The organism is Cupriavidus sp. 05T41 (assembly GCF_056396525.1).
On record NZ_JBFTLQ010000026.1, the window covers coordinates 130,014 to 150,222 of the forward strand.

A 20,209-nucleotide genomic window follows, 5' to 3' on the forward strand; every position below is an offset into this window, starting at 1 on the left:
CATGACGCAAGACTTCGACACCAATCGCGGCAATCCCGGCAATCCCGGCAATCCTGCCAACCCCGCCGACGCGCTGCGCATCCAGGTGCGCGGCCTGGGCAAGACCTTCGTCCTGCACAACCAGGGCGGCACGCGCCTGCCGGTGCTGCAGGCCATCGACTTCGACGCCGCCGCCGGCGAGTGCGTGGTGCTGGCCGGCAGCTCCGGCGCGGGCAAGAGCACGCTGCTGCGCTGCCTGTACGGCAATTACCTGGCCACCGAAGGCAGCATCCGCATCCGCGACGAAGCCGAGTGGGTGGAGCTGACCCGCGCGCCCGAGCAGCGCATCCTGCAGTTGCGGCGCGAGGTGATCGGCTATGTCAGCCAGTTCCTGCACGTGATCCCGCGCGTGAGCACGCTCGACGTGGTGGCCGAGCCGCTGCAGCAGCGCGGCGCCAGTTTCGAGGAGGCGCGCGAGCGCGCCGCCGTGCTGCTGGCGCGCCTGCAKGTGCCGGGCCGGCTGTGGGCGCTGCCCCCGGCCACGTTCTCGGGCGGCGAGCAGCAGCGCGTGAACATCGCGCGCGGGCTGATCGGCGGCCATCCGGTGCTGCTGCTGGACGAGCCCACGGCCTCGCTCGATGCCGACAACCGCGCGGTGGTGGTGGCGCTGATCCGCGAGGCACTGGCCGAGGGCCGCTGCCTGGTCGGCATCTTCCACGACGAAGCGGTGCGCGATGCCGTCGCCACGCGGCTGCTGCCACTGCATCCGGCACCGGCCGCGCACGCCCCGGCCKGCAAGCTGGCCGCCGTGCCGGCCTGAACCCGCCGTTCCATCCGTTCCTAACCGTCCCCGGAACCGACCATGCTTCCTGCCTACCTGAYCCGCGCGCGCATCGTGCTGCCCGATGGCKTGCTCGCCGACAGCGCGCTGTTGATCGAGGATGGCCGCATCGCGGCCATCGAGCCCGCCGCCGCCGATGTGCCGCGTGCCGCCCAGGTGATCGACCTGTGCGGCCAGACCCTGATGCCGGGCCTGATCGACCTGCACTGCGACGCCATCGAGAAAGAAGCCGAGCCGCGCTMGCGCGTGATGTTCCCGCTCGACTTCGCCGTGGCCCAGGTCGACCGCCGCAATGCCGCCGCCGGCATCACCACGCCGTATCACGCGCTGTCCTTCGCCAGCAMGCAGTTCGGCGTGCGCAACAACGASACCGCCGCGCAGATCGTGCGCACCGTGGCCGCGTTCCGCGACCACAGCCTGGTGGACAACCGTATCCACTGCCGCTACGAAGTCACCGACGCAAGCGCGCTGCCGGTGCTGGAGCAACTGCTCGAAGCCGGCGTGGTGGACCTGGTCTCGGTGATGGACCACTCGCCCGGCCAGGGCCAGTTCAAGACGCTGGAAGCCTACGTGGCCTACATGATCGGCAACCACGACATGAGCCGCGAGGAAGCCGTCGCGGCGGCCGACAAGAAGGTGGCCGAGCAACAGGGCGCGCTCGAGCGCGTGGAGCGCCTGCTGGCGCTGGCCGCGCGCCTCGGCGTGCCCGCCGCCAGCCATGACGACGACTCGGTCCAGCGCATCGCCACCATGCAGGCGCTGGGCGTGCGCATGAGCGAGTTCCCGATCAACCTGGAGACCGCCCGCGCCGCCGTCGCGCAGGGCCTGCCGACCATCCTGGGCGCGCCCAATGTGCTGCGCGGCCAGAGCCAGAGCGGCTCGATGCGCGCCATCGATGCCATCCGCGCTGGCGTGGCCGACTGCCTGTGCTCGGACTACCAGCCGTCCACGCTGATCGCCGCTGCGTTTGCCGCCGAGCGCGAAGCGGGGCTGACGCCGTCGCAGGCGGCCGCGCTGGTCGGCGCCAATCCGGCGCGGGCCTGTGGCCTGACCGATCGCGGGCGGATCGAGCCGGGGCTGCGCGCGGATCTCGTGTCGGTGGCCATGGTGGCGGGGCAGCCACTGGTCTCGCACACGTGGTCGGCGGGCCGGCTGGTGTTCGCTGCCGCCTATCCGGCGCACGCCACGGCGCAGAGCGCCAATGGCGCCGCGCAACCGGCGGCGCGCCGCGAAGGGCGCGTAGCGGCATGATGGCCGGTGCCGGTGCCGCCTGGCGCGCAAGGCCGGCATCATGGGCATCGTGCTTGCCGCTGGCGTGGTGCGGGCGGAGGACACCGTCCGCGTGACGTTGCCGCCTCCGCCTTACCGGGGGCTGGAACGGGTCCGAGCGGTGCGGTGCTAGTGGTGCGAGGCGTKGCCGGCGGTGTGGCGGGGGGCGTGCCACTCGCCCGGGATATCGGGGACCACTTCGCATTCGCCGCGCACGATCAGCTCCACCGTGGCACAGACGCCGTTCACGCCGCGCGGGCCGACGCAGACCAGGCTGCGGGGATGATCCGTATGGTTGGGAATGGCGTACACGCGCATGCCTTCCTGATACAGAGGATGGGCGGGCAGTCTTGCGTTCAGTAGTTCAACGAAACGCAGCGGGCTCACAATCGGCTTTTCCATCGCGCTCTCCCATGGAGAGTGGGCTCGGTATCCGGCAGCGCCGGATGGCCCGAAAGTGCCTCGCTGGCGGGAAACGGGGCGCTTTCCGTCCAGTCTGGAGGCACAGAACAGGGTATGTGGCCCGGGAGCCGCGGCGGGGGCGKAATGCGGCTCGATAGCCSCTTGGCGCGTAACACAATGCCAGGGGCCACGCGGTAAGGTTAGGCGATCTGGCGGCAGGATCAAGGATTGTGGCTGTTCGAAGCGGGAGAGGGGTGCGTGCGGCACTCCGGATGCGGGTGCCGGTCTCTTTCGGGTCGCCCTTGCGCCGCCCTKAGGTATATTTGCGGCCATACGAGCATCCGTGCCGCGGCATGCCGCCACCGGAGCGCCTTACCGACATTCCATCCGCATGAACGCCACCCCGAGCCTTGCCCCCGACGAAGCCGCGTCGATCGCAGTATCCGTCGCCGCCCTGCGCACGCACTATGATGCCGCGGTCCTTCCCCTGTGGCGCGGTCCCGGCTGGAATGCGGACATGGCCTTGCCATACGAGGCATTGGGCGGCGCGGACCGGCAGCCCTTGCCGGTGAGCCGCTACCGCGCGATGGCCTGCGCACGCCAGCTTTACGTGTTCTCGCAAGATGCGAGCGCCGCCGGGGCTGCCCATGCCGGGCAGCTGTTCTCGTCGCTGCGCCGCTGCTTTGCCGATGGCGCGCACGGCGGCGTCGTCTACAGCATCGATGCGCAGGGGCGTGTGCTCGATGGCACCAAGGACCTGTACACGCACGCCTTCGTGGTGTTCGCCTGCGCGGCCTACGCCGAGCGCACGGGCAGCGCCGAGGCGCGCGCCTTGCTGGAGGAGACCACCGAGCTGGTCGAGGCGCGCTTCGCCACCGGGCACGGGCTTTATCACGCTGCGCTGACGCAGGATTTGAGCCCGGCCGGCACACCGCTGCAGAACCCGATCATGCATCTCACGGAAGCCTACCTGGCGGCCCACGCGCTGACCGGCGACAGCTTCTACGCCACGCGCCTGCAGGCAATTGCCGCGGCCGTGCTGGCCGCGTTCGTCGACCCGGCCACCGGCTGCATCGCCGAGCTGCCGTTGCCGGCGCAGATCGCCGGGGCGGCCGCGCCTGGGGACAATCGCGTGGAGCCGGGCCACCAGTTCGAGTGGTTCTCGCTGCTGGCATCGGCGCCGGACTTGTTCGGCGGCTCCGCGCTAGAGCATGCAATGGCGCGGGCGTTCGGATTCGCCCTGCAGCATGGCGTGGACAAGCAAACCATGGGCGTGGCCGCCGCGCTCGGCCTGGATGGCTCGCCGCGCGAGGCGACCCAGCGGATCTGGGCACAGACCGAGTTCGCGCGGGCGCTGGCGGTGCGCGGCGATGCCACGGCGCTGGCGCTCCTGCGCGCATGGCTCCAGGCCTTCCCGGCGCGTTTCCTGCATGCGGGCGGCTGGCACGAATGCCTGTCGCCGGCAGGCGCCGTGGAACGCGCCGAGATGCCTTCGACCACGCCATACCACCTTGCCACCGCCTACCAGGCGCTGGCCGAAGCCTGCGGGTGGTAGGGGTCATAGCCCATGGTCGACTCGGTATAGGGCGTATGCCAGTGGCCCATGAAGACCAGGCCGTATGGCCCTGCCAGTCCTACCCGCGAATTGCGCCCGGCGATACCGCCCTGGCCGTTGTCGACCGACAGGTTGCTCTCGATCTGCCAGACCGCCTTGAAATCGCCGCCGAGGGGCTCTTCGCCACGCAGTCCGAACACCGAGCGGTAGTTGGTCATGCGGGCGGTGCTGCCAGTGCGGTGCCGTCGGTGGCGGTGCTGGCGCGCGCGTATTCGAGGGCCGTGTTCAGGCGGCCATAGACGGTGACCGTACTCTGGGCAAACGCTGCCGGGCAGGCCAGCCCKAGCAGGACAAGGAGGCTGGCGTGCCGCAGTCTTGCCGCAATGTCGCGCACGGGAGTTTCCATGGCGGGGGCTAGGCGCGCACGAGCCTGGCCTGCCATGGCTGGCAGCACAGCGTTGCCAGCAAGGCCACCGGCAGCAGCACGCACCAGAAGCTGACGGCGGTGAAGGCCAGCGCGCCCAGCACGGCGCCGGCGGCAAAGCCGGCGAGGGCGGGGACCATCTTGCGCAGGCGGGCCAGGATGGCTTTCTTCTGCTCTGGCGTCGCCGCGGCCAGGTCCACCATGTCGATCACGATCTGCGTGGTGTTGCCGGTCATGATGGTGGTCGGGCCCAGGTCGGCGAGCGCGGTGCGCGACAGTGCGTTCTGTATGCCCATCGCGGTCACGGCAAGCAGCCCCGCCACCGTGCCCAGCGCCGCATCCGCGCCGGCGTGGGGGGCCTCCAGCCCGGCGCCCATGAACAGCAGCAGGAAGGCGCATTCGAGCGCAATCAGCACGGTGACCACCGGCTGCTGACGGCCCTGCAGCCAGCGTTCCAGCAAGCGCGTGGCGCCGACCGCGACCACGAAGGTGGGCAGCGCGAGCAGCTTGGTCATCAGCCCGTTCGAATGGCCTGTCAGTTCCACGCCGATCATGATGAAATTGCCGGTCACGTGCGCGGTGAACAGCCCGAACAGGGCGGTAAAGCCCACCACGTCGACATAGCCCGCCACGAACGAAAGCAGGCAGCCACGCGTGCCTGCGGCGAGGTCCCCGAACCGGGGTGTTGCGCCGGCGCTCATCCTATTTCTCCTGCCCGGCCGCGGGCTGGTTCTMGGCCAGCGTCTTGGGCGGGGTGCCCGTGATMTTGGGCACGCACTCCGAACTGAACCATGCCACCGTGACCGGCTCGCCGGCGATCATGCGCTTGATGGGTGGCACGACCTGTTCGCCGATCAGCATGCCGAGCAGGCCGATCAGGGCCACCACCGGCGGCGCGGGCKAGCGGACCTGCAGCAGCGCGTAGATGATGCCGACGAGGATGCCGACGGCGAGGGAGACGAGATAGAGCTTMATCGATGGCTCCAGGGTAGTAGGAAGAAAAGCAGCGGCCTTACCGCGGCACGGGCCTGCCGTGGCGGATGTCTTCCMAGGCCACCAGCAGGAAGCCGCCGGCCAGGCCGATATGCTCGAAGAAGGCGTTGGCMATCATCAACTGCTCGCTGGGCGGCGCATCCCAGAAGCGGTTCGCGAGGAAGCTCGCCATCAGCGTGAAGCCGGCCAGTGCGAGGGCACCGAGCCAGCGCAAACGGCCGCTGAGGATCAGCACCGACGCGCCCAGCTCCAGCGCGATGGTGGCGGCGGCCAGCGGTGCCGCCGGCGCCAGGCCGAAGTGCTGCATCTCGGCGATGGCGCCGGCGAAGTCGGCCAGCTTGACCAGGCCGCCCTGCAGGTAGGCCGCGCACAGCGCCAGCAGCGCGAGCCAGYGTACCCAGGGCGGGGCAAGTCGCGCGCGCGCGCCGGCGGGGCGCTGCCCGGGCATGGAGGTGGTCTTGGTCATGGCTGGCCTCCGCGATCCGGCAACACGTCAGGTCCCTGCATCAGAATGCCCAGCACGAGCAACCCAGCGCGCCCCAGAACGCGCTTTCGTCCGTGGCTGGCACGCCGGAAGTCCAGGCCCTGGCGTGCGCGTGGCCGTGCACGCCACAGGTGCTGGCGCAGGCGCAGGCGGTGTTCAGCGCCTGCTGKCGTGCCGCCGGGCGGGGCTGGTAGCGGCTGCCGTGGCGCGCCGGCGACCAGTCCGGCATCGCGGGCGGCAGCGCCGGCGCGAGCTTGCCGAAGTCGCCGTCGCCGTACACCACCTTGCCGCCGAGCAGCGTCAGCACCGAGGTAATGTCCTGGATCTCGTCGCCGGGCACGGCGAAGTAGTCCGCGGACAGGACCGCCAGGTCGGCAAGCTGGCCCGCCTTGATCTCGCCCTTCTTGCCTTGCTCGGACGAAAACCAGGTGTTGGCCTCGGTCCACAGCCGCAGCGCGGTGTCGCGGTCGAGCAGGTTGGCCTGCGGGTACAGGGACATGCCGCCCACGGTCTTGCCGGTGGTCAGCCAGTACAGGGAGACCCACGGGTTGTACGAGGCCACGCGCGTGGCGTCGGTGCCGGCGCCCACCTTGACGCCGCGCTCGAGCATGCGCTTGATCGGCGGCGTGGCTTCGGCCGCGCGCGCGCCATAGCGCTCCACGAAATACTCGCCCTGGTAGGCCATGCGGTGCTGCACGGCAATGCCGCCGCCGAGCGCGGCGATGCGGTCGATATTGCGGTCGGTGATGGTCTCGGCATGATCGAAGAACCAGTGCAKGCCATCGAAGGGCACGTCCCGGGCGACCTTTTCGTAGACGTCGAGCGCGCGCGAGATGGTTTCGTCATAGGTGGCATGCAAGCGCCACGGCCAGCGGTTCTCGGCCAGCAGGCGGATCACCGGTTCGAGATCAGCTTCCATCGAGGGCGGCATGTCGGGCCGCTCGACGCGGAAGTCCTCGAAATCGGCCGCCGTGTAGACCAGCATCTCGCCGGCGCCGTTGTGGCGGTACAGGTCGTCGCCCTGGCCCGGCCTGACCTGCCTGGACCAGGTGCTGAAATCGCTCAGTTCTTCCTTGGGCTTCTGCGTGAACAGGTTGTAGGCCAGGCGCACCGTCAGCTGCCCGTCCTTGTGCAGTTCCTCGATGATGCTGTAGTCCTCGGGGTAGTTCTGGTAGCCGCCACCGGCATCGATCACGCCGGTCACGCCAAGCCGGTTGACCTCGCGCATGAAGTGGCGCGTGGAGTTTTTCTGGTACTCGGGCGGCAGCTTCGGGCCCTTGGCCAGCGTGGCGTAGAGGATCGTCGCGTTGGGCTTGGCCAGCAGCAGTCCGGTCGGGTTGCCGGCGCTGTCGTGGACGATCTCGCCGCCCGGCGGGTTGGGGGTGTCCCTGGTGTAGCCCACGGTGCGCAGCGCGGCGCCGTTGAGGATGGCGCGGTCGTACAGGTGCAGGATGAAGACCGGCGTGTCCGGCGCGGCCGCGTTGAGTTCTTCGATGGTGGGCAGGCGCTTCTCGGCGAACTGGTGCTCGGTGAAGCCGCCCACCACGCGCACCCATTGCGGCGCGGGCGTGCGCGCGACCTGCTCCTTGAGCATGCGCATGGCGTCGGCCAGCGAGCGCACGCCGTCCCAGCGCAGCTCCATGTTGTAGTTCAGGCCGCCGCGGATGATGTGCATGTGGCTGTCGATCAGCCCGGGGATGGCGCGGCGGCCCTGCAGGTCGACCACCTGCGTGGCGGGCCCGGCCAGCTGCATGATCTCCTGCTTGCTGCCGACCGCGGCGAACCTGCCGTCGCGGATGGCGACGGCTTCGGCCTGCGGGTTGGCGCGGTCGAGCGTGGCGAACTTGCCGTTGATGAGGATCAGTTCCGGGGTGGCCGGTGCGTTCATGGCAAAACTCCTGCGGGATGGCGCCGCGMGTGGCAGCGCAACGACGGCGCAACGACGGCKGTGCAAAGGCAACCTGGCGCGGGTGCGGCGAGGCCCGCTGGCCGTTGTGGCCGCGCGGGCGCTCTCACGCTGGCTTCTACTTCGCGGGCACGGGGGCCAGTACTTCGTGCTTGCCGGCCGCGCGTTGCGCTGCCTTGTGGACCATCGTGTAGGCGTAGTCGACGCCCATGCCGTAGGCGCCCGAGTGTTCCTTCACCAGTGCCATGACAGCGTCATAGGTGTCGCGGCGCGCCCAGTCGCGCTGCCATTCGAGCAGCACCTGCTGCCATGTCATGGGTACCACGCCGGCCTGGATCATGCGCTGCATGGCGTAGTCGTGCGCTTCCTTGGAAGTCCCGCCCGAGGCATCGGCCACCATGTAGATTTCATAGTCGCCMTCGGCCATCGCGCACAGGGCAAAGGTGTTGTTGCAGACTTCCGTCCAGAGGCCGGCCACGACCACCTTCTTGCGTGCGTTGGCCTTGAGCGCATCGCGCACCTTCTGGTCGTCCCAGGAGTTCATCGAGGTGCGCTCGAGCAGCTTCTGCCCGGGGAAGACATCGAGCAGTTCCGGATAGGTATAGCCGGAGAACGATGCCGACTCGACCGTGGTGATGGTGGTGGGGATATTGAAGATCTTGGCGGCCTTGGCGAGGCCGACCACGTTGTTCTTCAAGGCCTGGCGGTCCATGGACTGCACGCCGAAGGCCATCTGGKGCTGATGGTCGATGATGATCAGCTGGCTGTTCTGCGGGGTCAGGACTTCAAGCTTCGGATTGGTCATGGCGATTTCCGGTTAGGCTGCATGGCTGGGCGGGTTCTGGCAGGCACGGACGACGACATCGAGGTMAATCACGGGGGCGATATCGGCGTGCGGCATAAATATGCTTGACATGACGGCAAGCATTTCATTCTCCACAGGGCGGCGTGGCGAATCTGGCGGCAACGATGCMTCAACGAATCTAGTGCAAGTCGCGCGAATTTTCAAAAAAGAAAAAAGGAAGGTGAAAATATTCGATGCCCTGCCGAAGCCATTGCGAGGAATTGCCATGTATGCAAGGGCAAGGAAATAACGAGACCGATATTATCGGATTGCGCCGGTCTCGTCTTGTAGGATAGGACGGAAAATTAGCGAAAAGTACGCCCGCTCCATGTTGATGAATCAAGCACTGCGCCGCCGCGCCAGGACGGCAAACGGCCGCTGGCCTTCGCTCTGCGGATGCCGAGCGCCATCGCCGCCGGCGCTCGTGCCGGCAGYCCGTGCAATCCGATTGCGGCCTTGCGGGTGCCGCGAATGATCATGAATGAACTATAAGTCGTTCCGGTTGCGCCATTTTGCCGGGGGAACACCGACAACCCCGCTGAATACCCGCGTGAAATGGCTTTGATCGGAAAATCCATAGCGCACCGCGATTTCCGCGATGGATATTCCCTKGCGCAGCAGTATCTTGGCTTGATCGATGCGATATTCCAATAGCCAGCGATAGGGCGTAATTCCCGTATTCTGCTTGAATGCCTTGATGAAATAACTGCGCGACAGATTGCAATGCGCGGCCACCATCTCGATCGATACGTCTTCGCCCATGTGGGCGACCAGATATTCCTTGGCCAGCGCTTCCTGGCGGCGCGACAGCGCCGCTGTCTTCAGCAGATGCACCGAGGCGCTGCCGTAGTGGGCGATCAGATGCGCAAGCACGGCACCCGTCAACTGATCCAGGAAGAGCTGCGAGGCCTGTCCTGGCGCCTCCAGCGATGGCAGGAACGCGCGCGCGAGCGACTCGATCACGGCATCGTGCTCGCCCGCGGGGTTGCGCAGGGACAGCGATGCGCGCGCGCCGTGTTCGCGTGCAAAGGCCTGCAGTTCGTCGCAGCTGAACTGGATCCTCACATTGTCGAAAGACGCGCGATGGTGGCATCGCCAGCCTTGCCGCAGATCCGTGATGGCCAGCGCGCCAGCGGCATGGCCGCCGGCAAATACCTGCCTGCCGTCGCGCCACAGCGTATGCGCKGCGAACGGGYGCAGTTGCACGATGGCGGAAAACGCATCCTGAGACGCAATGGCGGGAGCCGGCGGCAGGCCGCCGGGCAGGTCGCAGCGCATGCGCATGATGCTCGCATGCGCCGTGCCGAGCCGGTCGATGACCGGCACCGCAGACGATGGCGGCGGTGAGGCTGGCCGTGCTGCGCTTTGCGTCATATGTCTGGAATGTCTTCGGCGAGCGAACTCGGGCGGGCGACGGTGACGAGGCCCGGAAGACGCCAGTGTGCTATTGCAGTGCGGCAAGCGCAATGGGGTGCGGAGGATTGCCTGGCGCCGTGCCGCCGCCGGCACGCGCCGGATTCCCGCGCTAGCCGGCCACGGGACTGAGCAGCCGGTCGAACTCGTTGCGCACGATGCGGTAGGACTCGCCGGAGAAACCCTCCAGGCCGGCACGGTCGATCACCGTGATCTGGCCGCGGCTGTGACGGATCATGCGTAGCGCCTCGAGTCGTCCCACGGCTTCGGTCACACCTTCGCGGCGCACGCCGAGCATGTCCGCGATGGTCTGCTGGGTAAAGTTGAGCGCGTTGCAGGGCGAGCGGTCCAGGGCCAGCAGGAGCCAGCGGCACAATTGCGTGGTCAGCGAGTGATGCCGGATGCAGACGGCGGTTTGCGCTACCTGCGTCAGCAGCACCTGCATATACAGCAGCGCCTTGCCCTGCAGTGCCGGCAGTTGCGGGTAGATCTCGCGCAGGTCGGCCGCGCCTATGCGCAGCGCACCGCCGCCGCGGCGTACCTCGATGCGGTTGGGCATGGTTTCGGCGCCGGTGAGGGCCGGCAGGCCGACCAGGCCTTCGCGGCCAACCGAGGCCAGTTCCACGCTGGCGCCGCTTTCCTGCAGCGACATCATCGAGATGACGGCCGTGCACGGAAAATACAGGTGCAGGATGCGCTGTCCGGAATCGCTGAGCAACTGCCCTTCGCTCAGTCTTACCCTGTCGAGGCGCGGCACCAGCAGCCGCCGCTCGGGCGCAGGCAGCGCCGCCAGCAAATGATTGCCGGCCAGGTCCAGTTCTCTATCGATTTCCGTTTCGGTCATGCATTTCTCCCCAAGGCGAATGGTCTGCGTGCCGTGTGTCCGGCTATCCCGGTTCTGTGCGCGATGCAGGCAGGGCTCGATCCCTTGATGTATTAAGGACGGAAAGTGCGCTTCCCGACAGTGGCCGGAGGTTTGAGATCGCCCCGGGATTCGGGCGGATAGGGCGGGTTCATGTCTTCGACCGGATTCATCCTTTCGGCGGGGGGCGGATCAGGCGCACGGCGTGCGCCAAAGCGGTGCGTCGGCTGGCATGCCTTCGCGCAGGCGGGACGACGAAAAAAAGCTGTAAGGTCGGCCAATGACGGGCGACGAATGGGCTCATTCCCCCCAAGTTGGAGACAGCCATGCACCCGAATCTCACCAAGTCGCTCTTCGCCGCTGCCGTACTTGCCGCCGCCGCATTCGCCGCGGGCAGCGCCCAGGCAGCCGGAAACCCGGGTGTCTCMGGGGGGTCCGGGGCCGCCGGCACGCCCCAGGTTCAGGCGCAGCGCCAGGCCGGCGCGCGCGACATGTTCAGCGATGGCGCGCGTAGTGGCAGGCTCGATGCGTTCACCGATGGCGCCCGCATCGCCGGCCTGGACCGCAGCGGTCCGTCCGCCGATCCGGCGCGCCGCATCGACCCGTTCAGCGATGGCGCGCGCATGGCCGATCCCTATACCGATGGCGCCCGTATCGCCGGCCTGGACCGCAGCGGGGTTTCCGCCGAGCCGGGCCGCGCTATCGATGCCTTTGCCGACGGCGCCCGCACGCGCGGTGCGGATCCTTTCTCCKAGCGCGTGCAGAGGCTGGCCGGGATGGACACGCGTGGCGTGTCGGCGCCGCCGGCCCGCGCGCTCGACCCGTACCTGGACGGCKCCCGCGCCTGAGGCAGGGGGGATACAGCGGATACAGCGGATACAGCAGCCACGGTGAATGCGCGCGCGCGGCGCTTATTCGTCCAGCCAGGAACCGCGCAGATCGCTCTTTTGCAGCAGTTGCAGCAGCGTCTCGGCAGGGCGGCTCAGGCGCCCAGCGCGCAGCGAGATGAACTCCACCTCCGGCAGCGCGGGCAGGGCCTCGCTGTTGACCAGCGGTACCAGGCCGCGGCCGGAGAGGTATTGCGCGCGGACGGTGATGCCGAGGCCGCCGCGCGCCGCGGCGATGCACCCCGAGTGACTGCTGCTGGTGCAGACGATCTGCCAGCGCATGCCCGCCTTGGCCAGCGTGTCGAGCACGATGGCGCGGGTGACACTGGGCTCGGGCACGAGGATCAGCGGCAGGGGCTGTCTCAGGTCGGCCACCGTGCCCGGTCGCGCCAGCCACTCCAGCTTGCCGCGGAACAGCGGGGTGCCGCGGCGGTCGCCTTCGCGGCGCTTGCCGATCATCAGGTCCAGCGCCCCGGCATCCATCAGCTCGTAGAGCTTGCCGGTCATGCCGATGGTGATTTCGAGTTCCACGTCCGGATGCGAATTGCGAAACGCAGCCAGCACATTGGGCATGGGGCCGAGCACCAGGTCGTCSGAAGTGCCCAGCCGCACGCGCCCCTGCAGGCGCGGCGCGTTGAACTGGGATTCGGCGCGTGCGATGGCCTCCAGGATCAGCCGGGCGTGTGCGAGCAGCGCCTCGCCGTCGGCGGTCATGGTCAGKGTATGGGTGTCGCGCACAAAGAGCCGGCGCCCCACGTGCTGCTCCAGGCGTCGGATATGGTCGCTGACGCTGGACWGCGACAGGCCGAGCTGGCGCCCCGCGTCGGTGAAGCTGTGCGCGGCCGCCACGGTGGCGAAGGTCTTGACCCAGACAGGATTGAGCATGCGCGCATTGTCATCGGATTCTCCGATCACAGTCAATATGTCCAGCGGGGTTCCCGATTGGCACCATAGTCATTAACATCGACAGCATTCGTGGCACCGCCGCTTTGCACGGGTCCCTGCCGGGTGATCCGTCCGGATGCCACGCCGGCCCAGGCCGGTTCTTGCCGTGAGATGTACCAGAATGAACAATCAATCCTCGCAGAAATMGCATACGGCCATGCTGTGGATCGTCGCCGCGGGCTTTTTCATGCAGACGCTCGATACCACCATCGTCAACACCGCGCTGCCCGCGATGGCGCGCAGCCTCAACGAATCGCCCCTCGACATGAGGCCGGTGGTGGTGGCCTACACGCTGACCATGGCCATGCTGACGCCGGCCTCGGGCTGGCTGGCGGACCGCTTCGGCACGCGCCGCGTGTATTTCGCGGCGATCCTGATCTTCGTGCTGGGCTCGCTGTTCTGTGCCGGCGCGCAAAGCCTGGACCAGCTGGTGATCGCCCGCGTGGTCCAGGGCATCGGCGGCTCGATGCTGCTGCCGATCGGACGCCTGGMGGTATTGCGCAGCGTGTCCGGCGAGCAGTACATCGCGGCGCTGGCCTTCGTCTCGGTCGCGGGGCAGGTGGGGCCGATCTTCGGCCCGGTGCTGGGCGGCTGGATCGTGCAGACCGTGGCATGGCACTGGATCTTCCTGATCAACGTACCGGTGGGCGCGATCGGCCTGCTGGCCGTGCTGCGCTATCTGCCCGACAACGCGCTTGAGCGCCCGCCCGCGTTCGACTTCATCGGCTGCGGCTTGCTGTCGTTGTGCATGGTGGCGTTCTCGCTGGCGCTGGACGCGCCGCACGAAGCCAGCCACGCCGCCTGGAGCGGCAGCCTGTTCGCGCTCAGCCTGCTGTCGGCGCTGCTCTATATCCCATATGCCCGGCGCAGGCGCGATCCGCTGTTMCGGYTCGCGCTGTTCCGCGAGCCCAATTTCAGCGTGGGCCTGGCGGGCAACCTGGTATGCCGCATCGGCTCGGGGGCGGTGCCGTTCCTGATGCCGCTGCTGCTGCAACTGCAGCTCGGCTACTCGCCGCTGCATTCGGGCATGATGCTGTTGCCGGCCGCGCTGGCCGGCGTGGTGGCCAAGCGCGCGATCGTCCCGCTGGTCAAGCGCTACGGTTACGACAACTTCCTGCTCATCAACACCATCCTGGTGGGCGGCTCGATTGCCTCGTTCGCAGCGATCTCGCCAGGCTGGCCGCTGGTCTTTTCGATCGCGCAGCTGGCCCTGTTCGGMGCCACCAACTCCATGCAGTTCGCCGCCATGAACAGCGTCACGCTCAAGGGCTTGAGCGTGGAAGACGCGGGCAGCGGCAACAGTCTGTTCTCGATGGTGCAGATGCTGGCCATCGGCCTTGGCGTGACCATCGGCGGCGGTCTCGTGAGCCTGTTCTCCGCGCAGCTGGGCATGTCCGGCACGGCCTACCGGCTGGCGTTCTTCAGCGTTGGCATGATCACGCTGATGTCCGCGCTGGTATTCCGCAGGCTCGACGTGGAGCAGTTCGACAAGGGCCGCCGGACGGCCGGCGTGGCCAGCCGCTGAGCCGGCGGCTCAGTMGGTGACGCCGTTGTCGTGGAGCAGGCGTGCGCATTCGTCGAGCATGTCGTGGGCGAAGGCGGACTGGTAGTTGGGATCGAGCGCTTCCATCATCTCGTGCGCTGCGTACAGGCCGGCCTCGCGCGACAGCGTGGCGGCAAGCTGGCGCGCGAATTCGTCGCTCAGCTGGGACAGCAGGCGGCGCTCGGCCAGCGCGAGCTGCAGCTTGGAGCGCGACAGCCACAGCCCGGCCAGGGTCGCGCCCTGGGCATCGGTCATCCACTGGCGGTGTTCGTAGAAGGCCGACAAGCGTTCGGCGGCGAGGGCGAACAGCAGCGCCTTGCGCGTATCGAAGTCGATCCTGGGGAGCGGCGCGGCGCCGGGCGGCGTGGTTTTCATCGGGCAGGCAAAAAATGCAATGGGCGCGAGACTACCACGTTGTGGGTTCGCCCCCGGACTTCGGGGCCGGGCGCAAGACCGGCGCACCGGGCCGATGCGCCAGGCGGATGCGCCAGGCGGATGGGTCAGGCGGATGCGGCAGCGAAACGTGCCTTGAGCCAGGCGCCGATCGCCACGATTTCTTCCATGCAGACCGAATGCGGCATGCGGTAGGTGTGCCATTCCACCTGGCAGCCGAGTTGCTGCGCCGTGTCGCGCGCCAGCATGCCGAGCTGCACGGGTACCACGTCGTCCTCGCTGCCATGCGCGGCGAACACCGGCGCGGCGCGGTTGGCCTCGCTCAGTTCCGCGGCCAGCAGTGCCGGCGAGGGGATATAGGTGGACAGCGCGATGATGCCGCCCAGCGGCTCGGGATGCGTGAGCCCCGTGGTGTAGGCGATGGCGCCGCCTTGCGAGAAGCCCGCCAGCACCACGCGATGGCTGGGCACGCCGCGCTGGTTCTCGCGCGCGATCAGCGCGCGGATGGCCGTGCGCGAGACGCKGATGCCGGCCTCGTCGCAGTGGCTGCGCGCGTCGTCGAGCGAGGCGATGTCGTACCACGCGGGCATGACATAGCCGCCGTTGCAGGTGACGGGAATGGCCGGCGCGTTGGGAAAGACGAAGCGCACGGCAGGGGCGGCCGCGAGGCCAAGTTCCGGCACTACCGGCACGAAATCGTTGCCGTCGGCACCCAGGCCGTGCATCCAGATCACGGACCACGTTGGCGCCGGGGCGCTTTCGATTTCAATGCAGGGCAGCAGTTCGCTCATGTCGCTCATGGGGGGATTCCTGTCGGGGCCGTGCCGGCATGCGCGCGCGCCGGCGATGGCGCGGGCTTGCCGCGCGAGGCGGACAGTATCTCATGGCGGCACGCGACACAGCCGCGCGCCGGACGGCGCGCGCCTGTACCACGGCAAGACACGGCGCGCCTTGCGTGTCAGGCGGCGGAGGGCACCGCGGGTATGGTGACGAGACCCGGCGCGCTGCGCGGGCCTTGCGCGTGCTCCGCGCTGGGGGGAGCACGCCGCTTGTCCACCACGTTTTCGACGCCGGTGGCGGACACATCTTCGAGGAACGCGACGAGGTCGCGGTAGTAGTCGACCTGCATCTGCGCTTCCAGCAGTCGACGCTCGGCCTGGAACAACGTTAGCCGCATTTGCTGCAATTCCCTTGCTGCGATTTTCTCCGGGGTGGGCGGACTAAACATATCTGCAAGTGAACGCATGGCATACCTCCCAAAAAACGGCCTCGAATTGAAGCGCCTGCCATTGCTTCCAATATAGTCAAGAAATGCGCACTTTAGGTTTTGTCGCATGCCGTCCACACGGTCGATTGCGGACGACTTGCGGCTGGGGTAGATTTGTTGGCCGGCGATGGGCTCACCGGCGCGGCCCCGGCCGCTGCGGCCTACATCGCCAGCGTGCCCGGCTCMGGCTGCTCCAGCTTTGCAAGGTAGGCGTGGATCTGCGCCACCACGGCCGCGCCTTCGCCCACCGCGGCGGCCACGCGCTTGGTGGAGTTAGAGCGTACATCACCGATCGCGAACACTCCCGGCACGCTGGTCTCCAGCGCCGAGGCAGGGCCCATCCCTTCATGCGGCGTGTCGGTGCCGGTCAGGACGAATCCCTTCCCGTCCACGCGCACATTGCACGTGCGCAGCCATGCCGTGTTCGGATCGGCGCCGGTGAACAGGAACAGGTTGCGGATCGGCACTTCGGTGATGCGGTCCGAATCGCGCTTGCGGTAGCTGACGCTGGCCAGGTGCTCCTCTCCGGCCAGGGCCGTAATCTCGGTGCCCGTATGCAGCTCGATATTGGGCTGGGCCGCGATGCGCTCGATCAGGTAGCGCGACATGCTGGCCTCCAGGCCTTGCCCGCGGATCAGGATATGCACCCACTTTGCATGCGCGGCGAGGAAGACCGCTGCCTGCCCGGCGGAATTGCCGCCACCGACCAGCATCACCTCTTCGCCACTGCACAGGCGTGCTTCCACCKGCGAGGCCCAATAGTAGACGMCGCGGCCTTCGAAGCGTTCGAGCGATGCGATGGGCGGGTGGCGATAGGCCGCGCCGCTGGCGATGACCACCGTGCGCGTCGGGATCTTGCGTCCGTCGCACAGTTCGATGCGCTGCGGATGTTCTCCGCAATGCAGCGCCGCTACCTGTAGCGGGATCGCAACGTGCGCACCKAATTTCTGCGCCTGCACGAACGCGCGTCCGGCCAGCGCCTGTCCGGAAATGCCGGTGGGAAAGCCGAGATAGTTCTCGATGCGCGAACTGGCGCCGGCCTGGCCGCCCGGGAAGAGGGCGTCGAACACCGCCACGGACAGCCCTTCCGATGCGGCATACACCGCGGTCGCCAGCCCGGCTGGGCCGGCGCCGACGACGATCACGTCGTAGATATGGTCTGGATCGAATTCGGGCAGCAGTCCGAGGCAGCTKGCAAGCTGGCCGGTATCCGGAGCGCGCAGCACCCGGCCGCCCGGACAGATCACCAGCGGAAAGTCGCCGGGCACGGCGGCGCTGAATTCGAGCAGGGCGCTGGCATCGGGATCGGTATCGGCGTCGACCACCGTATGTGGATAGCCGTTGCGGCGCAGGAAGGCTTGCAGGTGCAGGACCTTCGGCTCGCTGCCGCGGCCCAGCAGGGTCAGGCCCTTGCCGCGTTCGATCAGGCCCACGCGCCGCAGGATCAGCGCACGCATGATGCGCTCGCCCAGCTCGGCCTCGGCCACCAGCAGGGCACGCAGCCGCTCGGGAGGAATCGCGATGGCTTCGACATCATCGATCGCCTCGGCGTCGACCAGCGCGGGTTCGCCGGCCAGCTGCCCGACCTCCGCGAGGAAATGGCCGGCACCGTGTTCGCCGATCAGGGAGGTGCGCTCCAGCGCGTCGCGCTGGGACACGCGCACGCACCCGCACAGCAGCACCAGCATGCCGTGGCCCGCGTCGCCCTGGCGGAACAGGAATTCGCCGGCACGCCATTTCCGCACCGTGCCKAAACGATGGAGCCGCGCGATCTCGGCTGCGGCCAGTTGCGGATACATCTGGTGGCGGCGCGTTTCCAGCGGAGAGAACGCCGCGGGCGCGGTTTCCGCTTCGGCGGGAGGATCAGACGGGGACATCAGCTGCGGCCCGCTCGCGGCGATATTGCCGCCGGCATTCTCTGCGCTCATCTTTGGCTCCCCGAGTGCACCGCGCCGAAAGGCAGGTGCGGATGGATGCGAGTGCTGCAGCTACTACRCGCGCGGGTGGCACCGCCGCGCGGCCTCGGGGAGTTTGCACGCGATCCCGCGCTGCGGCAATCCCCGTCCTTTCGATGTCTGTCGGCGCGCACCTGCCGGGCGCCGCGCGGCGATGCAGCTTGTGCCAGCCAAGCCTGCTGCAAGCCGCTGGCCGTGGCCGCGCCGTTGCTACGCTGACCGGGCAACGGTGTCACGCGGGCCGGCTCCGGGCTGCGTGGCGTATCCGGGTCGGGCTTGCGGGGTGGTGCTTGCACTACCTTATAAGAATCTTGTAGAACGATAGGTAAAAACCCTTGACTATCTATCTACAGGTAGATATTATTGGGTCCATGGATGCAGMGATGCGGCAAGGGCAGGAAAGCAAAGCCCACACCGCACCGGTTCCAGTGCAGCAAACAGCAACAAAGACGGAAGTCATTTTTTTTGCCCCGTTTCTCTACCTAGTGGTAGGTAAAGCAAAAAAGAGGACATCCTTAACAAATCCAGGTCCCCGCGGCCAGTGCAGACCCCCGGACCCACGCTTCGATTGGAGAACATCATGAACGCCAAGCTTCTTGCCAAGTCCCTGCTCACCGCCGCCACCCTGGCCGCAGCTTTCGCCGCGGGCGCCGCGCAAGCCGGTACCGTCCCCGCCGACAAGTACGGTTACAACTACCGCGCGCGGGATGCCTACACCGACGGCGCCCGTACCGGCAAGTTCGATTCCTTCAGCGAAGGCGCGCGTGCCGGCAAGGCTGATCCGTTCACCGACGGTGCCCGCATCGGCAAGTTCGACGTCTTCACCGATGGTGCCCGCATCGCCGGCCTGGACCGCAGCGGCGTCTCGTCGACCCCGGCCCGCAGCGTTGACCCGTACACGGATGGCGCCCGCGTCGGCAAGACCGACCCGTACACCGATGGCTATCGCACGGTAGCCGGCCTGGATCACAGCGGCGTTTCGTCCGCCCCGGCCCGCAGCTTCGACCCGTACACGGACGGCGCGCGCGGCAATGACAAGCGCAATCCGTTCTACGACGGCGCCCGCAGCGGCCGTGCCGATCCCTACACCGACGGCGCCCTCGCCTGAGGCAGTTGATGGCGAGCCCCGCAAGCGTGCCCGGCGTGGCTTGCCATCATCATCGATTCACCCCGTCGCGCCGCATTGGCGGCGCGCGGATACCAGGAGCGCATCATGAGCCGTTGGCAGAGTTTCCGTCTGCTGGCAGGCTGGGTCCTGGTCTGCGTTGCCAGTGGCTCGATGGCCACCCTGGCGGCACAGACGCTCCCCGCCTGACAGAATTGACGACAGTTGTAGTCGTACCATCGCAGCGCTGGCGCGTTGCAGCCCGACGGCGTGCCCCTACCGGCACGCCGAATTTTTTTGCGGCTTGTTTTTCGCGCCGCGAACCGATTGCGCATCCATTGCGTATCCGGCCGCCTCCTAGCCTCCGAGGGTCTTCCTCGTTATCCGAAAAGGCGTGGCCCGGCCAAGGGTAAATTTCAGCGCCCCGTTGCCGTTATAGCGGTAGACGTTMCAGCGCAAAGTAGCGCTGGCGCGTCTGCACGCCTGCGCGCGCAAGGGGCTCTCCCGACAGGGATGAGCGCGTGGCCGGGCGGCATATAAAACAAGGCCGACACCATCCATGCCGCATATCCAAGGTCCGCCAGCCGAGACCGAACTCTTTCGCTTGCTGATCCTGGGCGTGACCGACTACGCGATCTACGCGCTCKATCCGTCGGGAAGCGTGAGCAGCTGGAATGCGGGTGCGCAGCGGGCCAAGGGATATACGCGCGACGAGATCCTGGGCAAGCATTTCTCGTGTTTCTACACGCCCGAAGACCGTGCCGCCGGGCACCCCGAGCAGGCGCTGCGGCAGGCGCGCGAGCTGGGCCGCTTCGAGGCCGCCGGCGGCTGGCGCGTGCGCAAGGACGGTACCCGTTTCTGGGCGCACGTGCTGGTCACCCCCATCCACGACCGCACCGGCAGGCTGCTCGGCTACGCCAAGATCACGCGCGACATCACGCAGCAGAAKGCCGATGCCGAGCGCACCGCCGCGGTCGCGCGCAAGCTGGACCTGGCGCTCGAGAACATGTCGCAAGGCCTTTGCATGTTCGATCCGGACGGCAGGCTGGTCCTGGCCAACGGGCGCATGGAGGAGATCTTCGGCGCTGCCGCCAAGGGGCTGGAGCCGGGCACGGATTTTCTCGAAGTCTGCCGCGCCATGG

The 20,209-nt window shown here is 67.8% G+C and carries 20 protein-coding genes and 1 pseudogene; 7 read left to right on the forward strand and 14 right to left on the reverse strand.

Annotation, left to right across the window (positions count from 1 at the left end; all coding sequences use genetic code 11):
• Position 1 precedes the first annotated feature (1 nt).
• Positions 2 to 799 carry a phosphonate C-P lyase system protein PhnL gene (gene phnL, locus AC1DKV_RS17285; protein WP_477137694.1) on the forward strand — a complete coding sequence of 266 codons (798 nt, stop codon included), beginning with the start codon at positions 2 to 4 and terminating at the stop codon, positions 797 to 799.
• Positions 800 to 841: 42 nt separating this feature from the next.
• Positions 842 to 2,071 carry an alpha-D-ribose 1-methylphosphonate 5-triphosphate diphosphatase gene (locus AC1DKV_RS17290; protein ID WP_477137695.1) on the forward strand — a complete coding sequence of 410 codons (1,230 nt, stop codon included), beginning with the start codon at positions 842 to 844 and terminating at the stop codon, positions 2,069 to 2,071.
• A gap of 147 nt (positions 2,072 to 2,218) precedes the next feature.
• Here AC1DKV_RS17290 and AC1DKV_RS17295 read toward each other — a convergent pair whose 3' ends face one another.
• The gene (locus tag AC1DKV_RS17295; protein WP_477137696.1) at positions 2,219 to 2,491 is read right to left on the reverse strand and encodes a hypothetical protein; all 273 of its coding nucleotides are present in this window, start codon (positions 2,489 to 2,491) and stop codon (positions 2,219 to 2,221) included.
• 391 nt (positions 2,492 to 2,882) lie between these two features.
• Between AC1DKV_RS17295 and AC1DKV_RS17300 the strand changes: the two genes are divergently transcribed.
• Positions 2,883 to 4,046 carry an AGE family epimerase/isomerase gene (locus AC1DKV_RS17300; RefSeq protein ID WP_441619160.1) on the forward strand — a complete coding sequence of 388 codons (1,164 nt, stop codon included), beginning with the start codon at positions 2,883 to 2,885 and terminating at the stop codon, positions 4,044 to 4,046.
• On the opposite strand, the pseudogene AC1DKV_RS17305 reads toward AC1DKV_RS17300, so the two are convergent.
• The 8 genes and pseudogenes from AC1DKV_RS17305 to AC1DKV_RS17340 form a co-directional block, all read right to left on the reverse strand.
• Positions 4,037 to 4,452, reverse strand: a pseudogene (locus tag AC1DKV_RS17305) (porin); the annotation flags it as partial. The gene AC1DKV_RS17300 and the pseudogene AC1DKV_RS17305 sit on opposite strands and share 10 nt — an antisense overlap.
• An 8-nt stretch (positions 4,453 to 4,460) precedes the next feature.
• On the reverse strand, positions 4,461 to 5,171 hold the full coding sequence (locus AC1DKV_RS17310; protein ID WP_441619162.1) for a YoaK family protein: 711 nt from the start codon (positions 5,169 to 5,171) through the stop codon (positions 4,461 to 4,463).
• A 1-nt stretch (position 5,172) separates the two neighbouring features.
• On the reverse strand, positions 5,173 to 5,445 hold the full coding sequence (locus AC1DKV_RS17315; RefSeq protein ID WP_477137712.1) for a XapX domain-containing protein: 273 nt from the start codon (positions 5,443 to 5,445) through the stop codon (positions 5,173 to 5,175).
• A gap of 37 nt (positions 5,446 to 5,482) precedes the next feature.
• The gene (locus AC1DKV_RS17320; protein WP_477137713.1) at positions 5,483 to 5,911 is read right to left on the reverse strand and encodes a DoxX family protein; all 429 of its coding nucleotides are present in this window, start codon (positions 5,909 to 5,911) and stop codon (positions 5,483 to 5,485) included.
• A gap of 58 nt (positions 5,912 to 5,969) precedes the next feature.
• A complete protein-coding gene (locus tag AC1DKV_RS17325) occupies positions 5,970 to 7,835 on the reverse strand; it encodes an amidohydrolase (RefSeq protein ID WP_477137697.1) in 1,866 nt (621 codons plus the stop codon).
• Between the two features lie 136 nt (positions 7,836 to 7,971).
• Positions 7,972 to 8,658, reverse strand: coding sequence for a hydrolase (locus AC1DKV_RS17330; RefSeq protein ID WP_477137698.1), 687 nt, complete (start codon positions 8,656 to 8,658; stop codon positions 7,972 to 7,974).
• A 525-nt stretch (positions 8,659 to 9,183) separates the two neighbouring features.
• Positions 9,184 to 9,903, reverse strand: a complete 720-nt coding sequence (locus tag AC1DKV_RS17335; protein ID WP_477137699.1) for a helix-turn-helix transcriptional regulator — start codon at positions 9,901 to 9,903, stop codon at positions 9,184 to 9,186.
• Between the two features lie 319 nt (positions 9,904 to 10,222).
• Positions 10,223 to 10,954, reverse strand: coding sequence for a Crp/Fnr family transcriptional regulator (locus AC1DKV_RS17340; protein ID WP_441619173.1), 732 nt, complete (start codon positions 10,952 to 10,954; stop codon positions 10,223 to 10,225).
• Between the two features lie 344 nt (positions 10,955 to 11,298).
• Here AC1DKV_RS17340 and AC1DKV_RS17345 point away from each other — a divergent pair, with 344 nt between their 5' ends.
• The gene (locus AC1DKV_RS17345) at positions 11,299 to 11,820 is read left to right on the forward strand and encodes a copper resistance protein CopQ (protein WP_477137700.1); all 522 of its coding nucleotides are present in this window, start codon (positions 11,299 to 11,301) and stop codon (positions 11,818 to 11,820) included.
• 63 nt (positions 11,821 to 11,883) lie between these two features.
• Here AC1DKV_RS17345 and AC1DKV_RS17350 read toward each other — a convergent pair whose 3' ends face one another.
• The gene (locus AC1DKV_RS17350) at positions 11,884 to 12,744 is read right to left on the reverse strand and encodes a LysR family transcriptional regulator (protein ID WP_477137701.1); all 861 of its coding nucleotides are present in this window, start codon (positions 12,742 to 12,744) and stop codon (positions 11,884 to 11,886) included.
• A gap of 181 nt (positions 12,745 to 12,925) precedes the next feature.
• On the opposite strand from AC1DKV_RS17350, the gene mdtD reads away from it, so the two are divergent.
• A complete protein-coding gene (gene mdtD, locus AC1DKV_RS17355; RefSeq protein WP_477137702.1) occupies positions 12,926 to 14,329 on the forward strand; it encodes a multidrug transporter subunit MdtD in 1,404 nt (467 codons plus the stop codon).
• A 9-nt stretch (positions 14,330 to 14,338) separates the two neighbouring features.
• Here mdtD and AC1DKV_RS17360 read toward each other — a convergent pair whose 3' ends face one another.
• The 4 genes from AC1DKV_RS17360 to AC1DKV_RS17375 all read right to left on the reverse strand — a co-directional run bounded on the left by AC1DKV_RS17360 (position 14,339) and on the right by AC1DKV_RS17375 (position 17,935).
• Entirely contained in the window at positions 14,339 to 14,722 is a 384-nt protein-coding gene (locus AC1DKV_RS17360; protein WP_477137703.1) for a hypothetical protein, read from the reverse strand.
• A gap of 125 nt (positions 14,723 to 14,847) precedes the next feature.
• Positions 14,848 to 15,531, reverse strand: a complete 684-nt coding sequence (locus AC1DKV_RS17365; RefSeq protein ID WP_477137714.1) for an alpha/beta hydrolase — start codon at positions 15,529 to 15,531, stop codon at positions 14,848 to 14,850.
• Between the two features lie 167 nt (positions 15,532 to 15,698).
• On the reverse strand, positions 15,699 to 15,986 hold the full coding sequence (locus AC1DKV_RS17370; RefSeq protein ID WP_441619182.1) for a hypothetical protein: 288 nt from the start codon (positions 15,984 to 15,986) through the stop codon (positions 15,699 to 15,701).
• Between the two features lie 182 nt (positions 15,987 to 16,168).
• On the reverse strand, positions 16,169 to 17,935 hold the full coding sequence (locus AC1DKV_RS17375) for an FAD-dependent oxidoreductase (RefSeq protein WP_477137704.1): 1,767 nt from the start codon (positions 17,933 to 17,935) through the stop codon (positions 16,169 to 16,171).
• A 607-nt stretch (positions 17,936 to 18,542) separates the two neighbouring features.
• On the opposite strand from AC1DKV_RS17375, the gene AC1DKV_RS17380 reads away from it, so the two are divergent.
• Together AC1DKV_RS17380 and AC1DKV_RS17385 are read left to right on the forward strand one after the other, a co-directional pair.
• The gene (locus tag AC1DKV_RS17380; protein WP_441619186.1) at positions 18,543 to 19,070 is read left to right on the forward strand and encodes a hypothetical protein; all 528 of its coding nucleotides are present in this window, start codon (positions 18,543 to 18,545) and stop codon (positions 19,068 to 19,070) included.
• A 556-nt stretch (positions 19,071 to 19,626) separates the two neighbouring features.
• Positions 19,627 to 20,209: PAS domain-containing protein (locus AC1DKV_RS17385; RefSeq protein WP_477137705.1), on the forward strand; the 583-nt coding region annotated here is incomplete at its 3' end.